Annotated in this window: 7 protein-coding genes; 6 read left to right on the forward strand and 1 reads right to left on the reverse strand. The window is 47.6% G+C overall.

Annotated elements, in window-relative coordinates; translation table 11 throughout:
• The first annotated feature begins 311 nt into the window (after window positions 1-311).
• Genes ilvG through ilvA form a run of 5 tightly spaced genes read left to right on the forward strand, consistent with a single transcriptional unit; the run spans window position 312 to window position 6,648 of the window.
• The gene (gene ilvG, locus AB4507_RS11725; protein ID WP_017058784.1) at window positions 312-1,958 is read left to right on the forward strand and encodes an acetolactate synthase 2 catalytic subunit; all 1,647 of its coding nucleotides are present in this window, start codon (window positions 312-314) and stop codon (window positions 1,956-1,958) included.
• A 1-nt stretch (window position 1,959) separates the two neighbouring features.
• Complete coding sequence (gene ilvM, locus AB4507_RS11730; RefSeq protein WP_017055442.1) at window positions 1,960-2,244, forward strand: acetolactate synthase 2 small subunit; 285 nt, start codon at window positions 1,960-1,962, stop codon at window positions 2,242-2,244.
• A gap of 12 nt (window positions 2,245-2,256) precedes the next feature.
• The gene (locus AB4507_RS11735; protein ID WP_017063017.1) at window positions 2,257-3,225 is read left to right on the forward strand and encodes a branched-chain amino acid transaminase; all 969 of its coding nucleotides are present in this window, start codon (window positions 2,257-2,259) and stop codon (window positions 3,223-3,225) included.
• 33 nt (window positions 3,226-3,258) lie between these two features.
• Complete coding sequence (ilvD, locus tag AB4507_RS11740) at window positions 3,259-5,100, forward strand: dihydroxy-acid dehydratase (RefSeq protein WP_372112118.1); 1,842 nt, start codon at window positions 3,259-3,261, stop codon at window positions 5,098-5,100.
• Between the two features lie 3 nt (window positions 5,101-5,103).
• A complete protein-coding gene (gene ilvA, locus AB4507_RS11745; RefSeq protein ID WP_372182724.1) occupies window positions 5,104-6,648 on the forward strand; it encodes a threonine ammonia-lyase, biosynthetic in 1,545 nt (514 codons plus the stop codon).
• A gap of 100 nt (window positions 6,649-6,748) precedes the next feature.
• Here the strand turns inward: ilvA and punR are convergent, their stop codons facing one another.
• Window positions 6,749-7,663 (reverse strand): DNA-binding transcriptional activator PunR, encoded by a 915-nt coding sequence (punR, locus tag AB4507_RS11750; RefSeq protein ID WP_017058788.1) that lies wholly within the window; start codon window positions 7,661-7,663, stop codon window positions 6,749-6,751.
• 163 nt (window positions 7,664-7,826) lie between these two features.
• Here punR and punC point away from each other — a divergent pair, with 163 nt between their 5' ends.
• Window positions 7,827-9,038, forward strand: a complete 1,212-nt coding sequence (punC, locus tag AB4507_RS11755; protein WP_017063021.1) for a purine nucleoside transporter PunC — start codon at window positions 7,827-7,829, stop codon at window positions 9,036-9,038.
• The last annotated feature ends 91 nt before the right edge of the window (window positions 9,039-9,129 follow it).

Here is a 9,129-nt window from a genome sequence, read left to right on the forward strand (position 1 = left end):
TAGACATTTACTGAAGACAATAAACGAGAAAACTCGAATATTATGATTTTTAACGCTCGCATTTACGCACTGATTAACCTGATTATCGTAGTCATTATTAAGACTGCGCGGGGGCGAGTGGGAAGAAAGTAACCACGAATTAGAAAAAACCCCCGCACTGACAAGTCCGGGGGTTTTTTCTAATTTAAACATTCGATTTTTATATTTTTGAGCATTTTCGGCTTTGCCGATTTACAGGAAGAATGGGAGCACAAGATGTGCAGAGACAAAGGAAACAGTTACCAAAATAAAGGTAATACGGGAGAATTCCGATGAAAGGCGCAGAACTAGTCGTATCCGCACTCAAGCAACAAGGAATTGAGACCGTATTTGGTTACCCCGGTGGTGCCATCATGCCAATCTACGATGCACTCTATGACGGCGGGGTTGAACATATCCTATGTCGCCATGAGCAAGGCGCCGCTATGGCCGCGATCGGCATGGCTAGAGCAACACAAGATGTCGCTGTTTGTATGGCAACCTCGGGACCAGGTGCAACCAACCTAGTCACTGGCCTTGCTGATGCCTTTATGGATTCAATCCCATTGGTTGCTATCACAGGTCAGGTTGCAAGTTCCCACATTGGTACCGATGCATTCCAAGAAATGGATGTGATTGGTATGTCTCTGTCATGTACTAAACACAGCTACCTAGTAACTGATATTGAAGAGCTAGCTCCAACCCTCGCTGAAGCGTTTGTGGTAGCAAAGTCTGGCCGCCCTGGCCCGGTTATCGTCGATATCGCTAAAGACGTTCAACTAGCAGAAGCACCTGTTAACGCTCTTCCTGAATTTACTCCACCCGCAATTCCTGTTGCGACAACTGATGCCATTGAACAGGCACAGTACTTTTTGTCTCAAGCGACCCGTCCTGTTTTATACGTAGGTGGTGGTGTTCAACTTGCTAAAGCAACCGATGCGGTTCGTGAGTTTTTACGCCTAAACCCAATGCCAGCAGTAAGCACACTGAAAGGCTTGGGCACTATCGAACGTGACGACCCACACTACCTTGGCATGCTGGGTATGCACGGCACTAAAGCCGCTAACCTTGTGGTTCAAGAGAGTGACCTGTTGATTGTTGTCGGTGCTCGTTTTGATGACCGAGTAACTGGCAAACTCGATACCTTTGCGCCGCATGCTAAGGTTATCCATATCGATATCGATGCCGCTGAGTTCAGCAAACTGCGTCTTGCCAATGCGCCAATTCGCGGTGACATCAACAAGATCATGCCTCAACTAGAGCTAAGCCAAGACATCTCCTCTTGGGTTCATCACTCTGAAGGTCTTCGTAGCTCATTCAAATGGCGTTACGACCACCCTGGTGATCTGATTTTTGCTCCACTGCTGTTGAAGCAACTGTCAGACATGATGCCAGCAAGCTCTATCGTATCGACTGATGTGGGCCAACACCAAATGTGGGCAGCTCAGCACATTCAGCCTCGCGATCCACAGAACTTCATTACCTCTGCCGGTTTAGGCACCATGGGCTTTGGCTTGCCAGCTGCAATGGGTGCTTCGGTTGGGCGTCCTGATGACCAATCTATTCTAATCTCTGGTGATGGCTCGTTCATGATGAACGTGCAAGAGCTTGGCACACTGAAACGCCGCCAAATCCCAGTGAAGATGGTGCTTCTAAACAACTCTCGCTTGGGTATGGTTCGCCAATGGCAATCGTTGTTCTTCGATGGCCGCCACAGTGAAACCATCCTAGATGACAACCCAGACTTCGTGATGCTAGCGAAAGCCTTCGATATCCCGGGTAAAACCATCACGCGCAAAGAAGAAGTAGAGCCAGCACTGAAAGAGATGCTAGAAAGCAAAACCGCTTACCTACTTCATGTTCTTATCGATGAAGAAGAGAACGTATGGCCACTAGTACCGCCAGGTGCTTCAAACAGTGAGATGTTGGAGAACACATAACATGAAAAGATACCTATTAGACATCAAAGCCGATGATAAGCCTGTACTACTAGAGCGTGTTCTTCGTGTTATCCGCCACCGTGGCTTCATTGTTAAGCAAGTTGCGGGCACTCAAAACCACGAAAGCAAAGTGGCGAGTGTTGAGATCATCGTAGACAGTGACCGTCCGATCTCGTTCTTGGTAAACCAAATCGAAAAGCTGTGGGATGTACGTACCGTTGACGTTATCTCGATCAGCCGTAATGAACTGCCAAACAACAACTTACAACAAAAGATAAACGCATAAGGAACCGCAAACATGACAGCTAAAACAGCAGACTATATTTGGTTTAACGGTGAGATGGTTCCTTGGGCAGAGGCGAACGTTCACGTCCTGACTCACGCAATGCACTACGGTACTTCTGTGTTTGAAGGTGTTCGTTGTTACAACACACCAAAAGGGCCGGTTATCTTCCGTCACCCTGAACATGCTAAGCGCCTAAAAGACTCAGCAAAAATCTATCGCTTCCCTATTCCTTACACTGAGGAAGAAATTATGGAAGCGACTCGCGAAACGCTACGCCAAAATAAGCTAGAGTCAGCGTACATCCGCCCTCTAGGTTTCGTAGGTAACGTTGGTTTGGGTGTCTGCCCGCCAGAAAATACTGAGATGGAACTGATCATCGCTGCTTTCCCTTGGGGGTCTTACCTAGGCGAAGAAGCACTAGAAAACGGCGTTGATGCAATGATTTCTAGCTGGAACCGTGCCGCTCCAAACACCATCCCAACCGCAGCAAAAGCCGGTGGTAACTACCTATCTTCACTATTAGTTGGTGGCGAAGCTCGCCGTCATGGTTACGATGAAGGCATCGCACTGAGTGTTGATGGTTACCTTTCTGAAGGGGCTGGTGAGAACATCTTTGTGGTACGTAACGGCGTGCTATCCACACCACCAGCGACCAGTGCGATTCTGCCGGGTATCACGCGTGATTCGATCATGACACTAGCAAAAGACATGGGTTATGAGATCCGTGAAGAGAACATTGCTCGTGAAGCGCTATACCTTGCCGATGAAGTATTCATGACAGGCACAGCGGCGGAAATCGTTCCGGTTCGCAGCGTAGACAAAATTACAGTAGGTGAAGGCAAACGCGGTCCTATCACTGAAAAAGTTCAAGCGGCTTACTTTGGTCTATTCAATGGAACCACTGAAGATAAGTGGGGCTGGTTAGACTACGTTTACCCAGCAGACCAAACTTCAGAAAACCAAACGCAAACAACTAAGTAAGCAACAGCCAAATATTTTATAAGGATTTAAGCAATGCCAATCTATCGTTCAGCAACGACTACCCACGGACGCAACATGGCTGGTGCGCGCGCTTTATGGCGTGCAACTGGCGTTAAAGATGATGACTTCGGTAAGCCAATCATCGCAGTTGTAAACTCTTTCACTCAATTCGTACCAGGCCACGTTCACCTTAAAGATATGGGTCAATTGGTAGCAGGTGAAATCGAGAAAGCAGGCGGTATCGCTAAAGAATTCAACACCATCGCAGTTGATGATGGTATCGCAATGGGTCACGGTGGCATGCTGTACTCACTGCCATCACGTGAGCTTATCGCAGACTCAGTAGAGTACATGGTGAATGCTCACTGTGCGGATGCGATGGTATGTATCTCTAACTGTGACAAAATCACTCCGGGAATGATGATGGCTGCAATGCGCCTTAACATCCCAGTGATCTTTGTATCAGGCGGCCCAATGGAAGCAGGTAAAACCAAGCTTTCCGATCAAATCATCAAGTTAGACCTTGTTGATGCAATGATTCAAGGTGCCGATCCAACGATTTCTGATGAGCAAAGTGAGCAAGTAGAACGTTCTGCGTGTCCGACATGTGGTTCATGTTCAGGTATGTTCACAGCGAACTCAATGAACTGTCTAACAGAAGCGCTTGGTCTATCTCAGCCAGGTAACGGTTCTATGCTAGCAACCCACGCAGACCGTGAAGAGCTGTTCATCAATGCAGGTAAACGTATCGTTGACCTAACTAAGCGTTACTACGAGCAAGACGACGAATCAGCACTGCCACGCAACATCGCTAACCGCGCAGCCTTTGATAATGCTATGGCGCTAGATATCGCGATGGGGGGTTCAAGTAACACAGTACTTCACCTTTTAGCGGCAGCTCAAGAAGGTGAAATTGACTTTGATATGGGTGATATCGACGAGATGTCTCGCCGCGTTCCACACCTATGTAAGGTTGCGCCTTCAACACCTAAATACCACATGGAAGACGTTCACCGTGCTGGTGGCGTAATGGCTATCCTAGGTGAGCTTGATCGTGCTGGCCTATTGAACAACCAAACTCGCACCGTTCTTGGTCTAAGCATGCAAGAGCAACTTGCTCAATACGACATCATGCAGACAGAAGACGAAGCCGTGCTTAAATTCTTCCGCGCAGGCCCTGCTGGTATCCGTACTACCAAAGCTTTCTCACAAGATTGTCGTTGGGATCGCCTGGATGATGACCGCGTCGATGGTTGTATCCGTACCAAAGAGAACGCATTCAGCCAAGAAGGTGGCCTAGCCGTACTTTCAGGCAACATCGCCGTTGACGGTTGTATCGTTAAGACAGCAGGTGTTGATGAAGAGAACCTGAAATTCCAAGGTCCTGCTATCGTATTTGAAAGCCAAGATAGTGCTGTTGATGGCATCTTAGGTGGCAAAGTGAAAGCGGGCGAAGTGGTTGTTATTCGTTACGAAGGTCCTAAAGGTGGTCCGGGCATGCAAGAAATGCTTTACCCAACCACTTACCTAAAATCTATGGGTCTAGGCAAGTCTTGTGCTCTATTAACAGATGGTCGTTTCTCGGGTGGTACATCGGGTCTGTCTATCGGTCACGCTTCTCCAGAAGCAGCAAGTGGCGGTGTGATTGGTCTAGTAAACACTGGCGATATCATCACTATCGACATCCCTAGCCGTTCGATCACACTTGATGTGCCTGAAGCTGAACTAGAAGCGCGTCGTGTTAAGCAAGACGCACTAGGCTGGAAACCAGAAAACCGTCAGCGTGAAGTGTCTTTCGCACTGAAAGCTTACGCAAGCATGGCGACCAGTGCCGACAAAGGCGCCGTGCGTGATAAGTCTAAGCTAGAGGGCTAGTCTATGAGTGATGACACGGTCAGTCCCCAAAAACAAACTGGCGCAGATTATCTGCGTCAGATCCTGAGAGCGCCAGTTTACGAAGCCGCAATCGTGACACCTCTGCAAGAGATGCCTCGCTTAAGTGCTCGCATTGGTAATCAGGTTCAGCTAAAGCGTGAAGACCGTCAGCCGGTCCACTCGTTCAAGCTACGTGGTGCCTACAACATGGTATCAAGCCTTTCAGAGCAACAGAAAGCCGCAGGTGTGATTGCAGCATCGGCAGGTAACCATGCTCAAGGTATGGCGCTGTCCGGTTCTAAGCTTGGTATTCAAACCACGATTGTGATGCCAAAAACCACACCAGACATCAAGGTTGATGCGGTACGTGGATTTGGCGGTAAAGTGGTTCTACACGGCAGCAACTTTGATGAAGCCAAGGCAGAAGCCGAGCGTCTTTCTGCTGAACATGGCTTTACCTTTGTGCCTCCTTTCGATCACCCACTGGTGATTGCAGGGCAAGGTACTATGGGCATGGAGATGCTGCAGCAAAACGGTCACATGGATTATATCTTTGTGCCGGTTGGTGGTGGCGGCTTAGCTGCGGGTGTTGCTGTATTAGTAAAACAGCTGATGCCAGAGATTAAAGTCATTGCAGTAGAACCAGAAGATTCGTCATGCTTAAAAGCAGCTCTCGATGCTGGTGAACCTGTGGTACTGGATCAGGTCAGCATGTTTGCTGATGGTGTGGCGGTTAAACGCATTGGCGAAGAGACCTTCCGTCTTTGCCAACAGTACATTGACGGTCACATTGCAGTCTCTAGTGATGAGATCTGCTCGGCGGTGAAAGACATCTTTGAAGACACTCGTGCGATTGCTGAACCTTCAGGAGCACTTGCTCTGGCTGGCTTGAAGAAATTTGCAGAACAAAACCAACTGCAAGACAAGCAATTGGCAACGGTACTGTCTGGTGCTAACACCAACTTCCACGGCCTGCGATATGTCTCTGAACGTTGTGAGCTAGGTGAGAAGCGAGAAGGTCTGCTTGCGGTGACTATCCCTGAGCGACAAGGGGCGTTCCTAGAGTTCTGCAATATTATTGGCGGCCGAGCGGTGACGGAGTTTAACTACCGCCACAACGACGAAAGCCTAGCGAATATCTTCGTTGGTGTACGTCTGCAAGGTGGTCAGGAAGAACTTGAGCACATCATCAATGACCTACGTGAGGGCGGATATCCAGTCGTCGACCTTTCTGATGATGAGATGGCAAAACTACACATTCGCTATATGATTGGCGGCAAACCATCAAAACCATTGAAAGAGCGCCTATACAGCTTCGAGTTTCCTGAATACCCAGGAGCCTTGATTAAGTTCCTTGATACCTTAGGTACCCACTGGAACATCAGCCTGTTCAACTATCGTAACCACGGTGCCGATTATGGTCGCGTATTGTGTGGCTTCGAACTTGGCGATGATGATTTAGCTCAGTTCTCAACACATTTACGAGAGCTTGGTTATCAGTGTAAAGATGAAACCGATAACCCTTCCTACAAGTTCTTCTTGTCTTAAGAATTAAACTATCAAACCCAAAAGAGCGAGTTTTTACTCGCTCTTTTTATTGATGCTGATTCAGCTTAAGCTTGAAAAGGATCTTCTTGTAAACAGATCATTAGATCGCCTTGCGATGATCCAACCAATCTTGGTGAAGTTGCTCACTCGATCCTAGGTACTTCACCATCCATTCGATCAGTTTATGGTTATCGTCTTTTCGCCAGACCAAACAACAATGACTCTGCGGGCTCGGTTCAGGCAGTATTTTTTCCACCAGCAAGCCTTGCTCGATAATTGGCGCGGCAATGTGCCTCGGCATATAACCCACCCCAACTCCATTCTTAAGACACTCTATGGCGCTATACCAGTTAGGTAACAATAGGCGTCTTTGATTTGAGTAATGGCCTGTGTGTCGCTTAGGGAGCACACTAGAGGTATCGTCCAAACATATCGCGGGATACTGGCTAACAAATTCTTCGTTGAGGTTTTGCTCTCGCACACACGGGTGACTGGGCGACATTACAAACGCCCAATCTAGGCGTCCCATATCTTTAACCTCAAAGTCGCCACCGACCGGAATCGCTGAGGTTGCGCCAATCACAATATCCGCTCTGCCCTGTGCAATCGCTTCCCAAGAGCCATTAAACACCTCCATGTTGATCTGAAGCTCTGCAAACTCAAAGGTTTGATAGAACTCTTCAATCATCGGCTTCATCTTATCGAGCTTAACCACGTTATCGAGCGTTAGGCGCAAGGTTTTCTTCCAACCACGCGCTGCTCGGCGAGTCTGAGCACTGACCTCTTCCATCTGTCTCAGTAACGCACGTGCCTCTTCAATGAACAGTTCACCTGCCGGAGTGAGCTCAACCTTTCTCGGTAAACGCCTGAAAAGCAGCACATCCAGTTCTTGTTCGACCTGTCTGACACCATAACTGATCGCCGAGGGCACTTTGTGCAACTGCTCAGCCGCCGCGGTAAAACTGCCCAAGCGCGCTACCGTATCGAGCATTTCTAAAGAGGATTTAGAGAACATAAGCCTTCAAATTTTTTGATTGATAACTACATATTTTAGCGTTTTATTTTATCAGGTCTGAAAAATAGAATGTCAGCATAAATAAACAGGGGCTTTAACTTCTGTCTATCAAACAATTTTTTTGATGATAAATACATCACTACTTTTAGCTTAATGGCATCTTATGAATATTTCTAAATTTCAATTGGTCTACCTTGCAGTTCTTTCAATGCTTGGCTTTATTGCGACCGATATGTACCTTCCTGCATTTAAGGCAATGGAAGTTGATTTCGCAACCGGCCCAGAGCAAATTGCTCTGTCTCTAACGGTATTCCTTGGCGGTATGGCAATGGGTCAGCTTCTTTGGGGCCTAGCGAGTGACAAGTATGGTCACCGTAATACGTTGGCGGTTGGTCTTGTTATCTTTACTGCGGCTTCATTCGGCTTGGCATTCAGCACCGAGGTATGGCACCTACTGACACTACGCTTCATTCAAGCGATCGGTGTATGTGCTCCAGCGGTAATCTGGCAAGCAATGGTTATCAAGCGTTACTCACAAAGCAGTAGCCAACAAATTTTTGCAACCATCATGCCTTTGGTTGCGCTATCTCCTGCACTAGCACCTCAGCTAGGTGTGTTACTGGCGGATAGTTTTGGTTGGCACAGCATCTTCATCACATTAACCTTGATGGGTGCACTGCTAGTGGCGACAACAATGGCTCAACCAAAAGAAGCGCCTGAAGTAAAACAGACATCGATTAAGACAGACATCAAGATGTTGCTTAAATCAAAGCCTTACATGGGTAATGTTTTAATGTTTGCGTCAGCATCTGCAGCGTTCTTTGCTTACCTAACAGGTATGCCAGAGATCATGGCTCAACTAGGTTATGAAGCAAAAGACATCGGTTTGAGCTTTATCCCACAAACAATCGCGTTCATGGCGGGTGGTTACTTCGGTAAGCAAGCAGTGAAGAAATATGGCGATGGCGTTGTACTAAGAAACCTTATCGGTTTGTTCAGTGTAGCGGCGATGCTTATCTTTATCGCATCACAGTGGGAACTGACGTCAATCTGGCCTCTACTTGCGCCTTTCTGTTTGATTGCTGTCGCAAACGGCGCACTTTACCCAATCGTAGTAAACCGTGCTCTATCAAGCGCTAAACAGAGCCCAGCAACAGCTGCTGGTCTACAAAACAGCCTGCAAATCAGTATCAGTGGCCTATCAAGTGCATTGGTCGCGGCAATGGCTAGCCAAGCACTAAGCGCGACGGGTATTGCCGTTGTGATCTGTTTGGGTGCGTTGTGGGTTGGCTATATTGTTTCGAACAAAGAGCTTTCTGAACACTTCGCGACACCTGACAACTCTCGAGTAGTCGCTGACGAGAAACAAGACTAGTTTCTAAGTTAACGAAAACAAAAAAGAGCGAGATTACTCGCTCTTTTTTTATATCTAGATAAATAAGAAAAAGCCAGTAGCGGTACCACTG

It is taken from the genome of Vibrio sp. 10N.222.54.A3, assembly GCF_041474095.1.
GTDB lineage: Bacteria > Pseudomonadota > Gammaproteobacteria > Enterobacterales > Vibrionaceae > Vibrio > Vibrio crassostreae_C.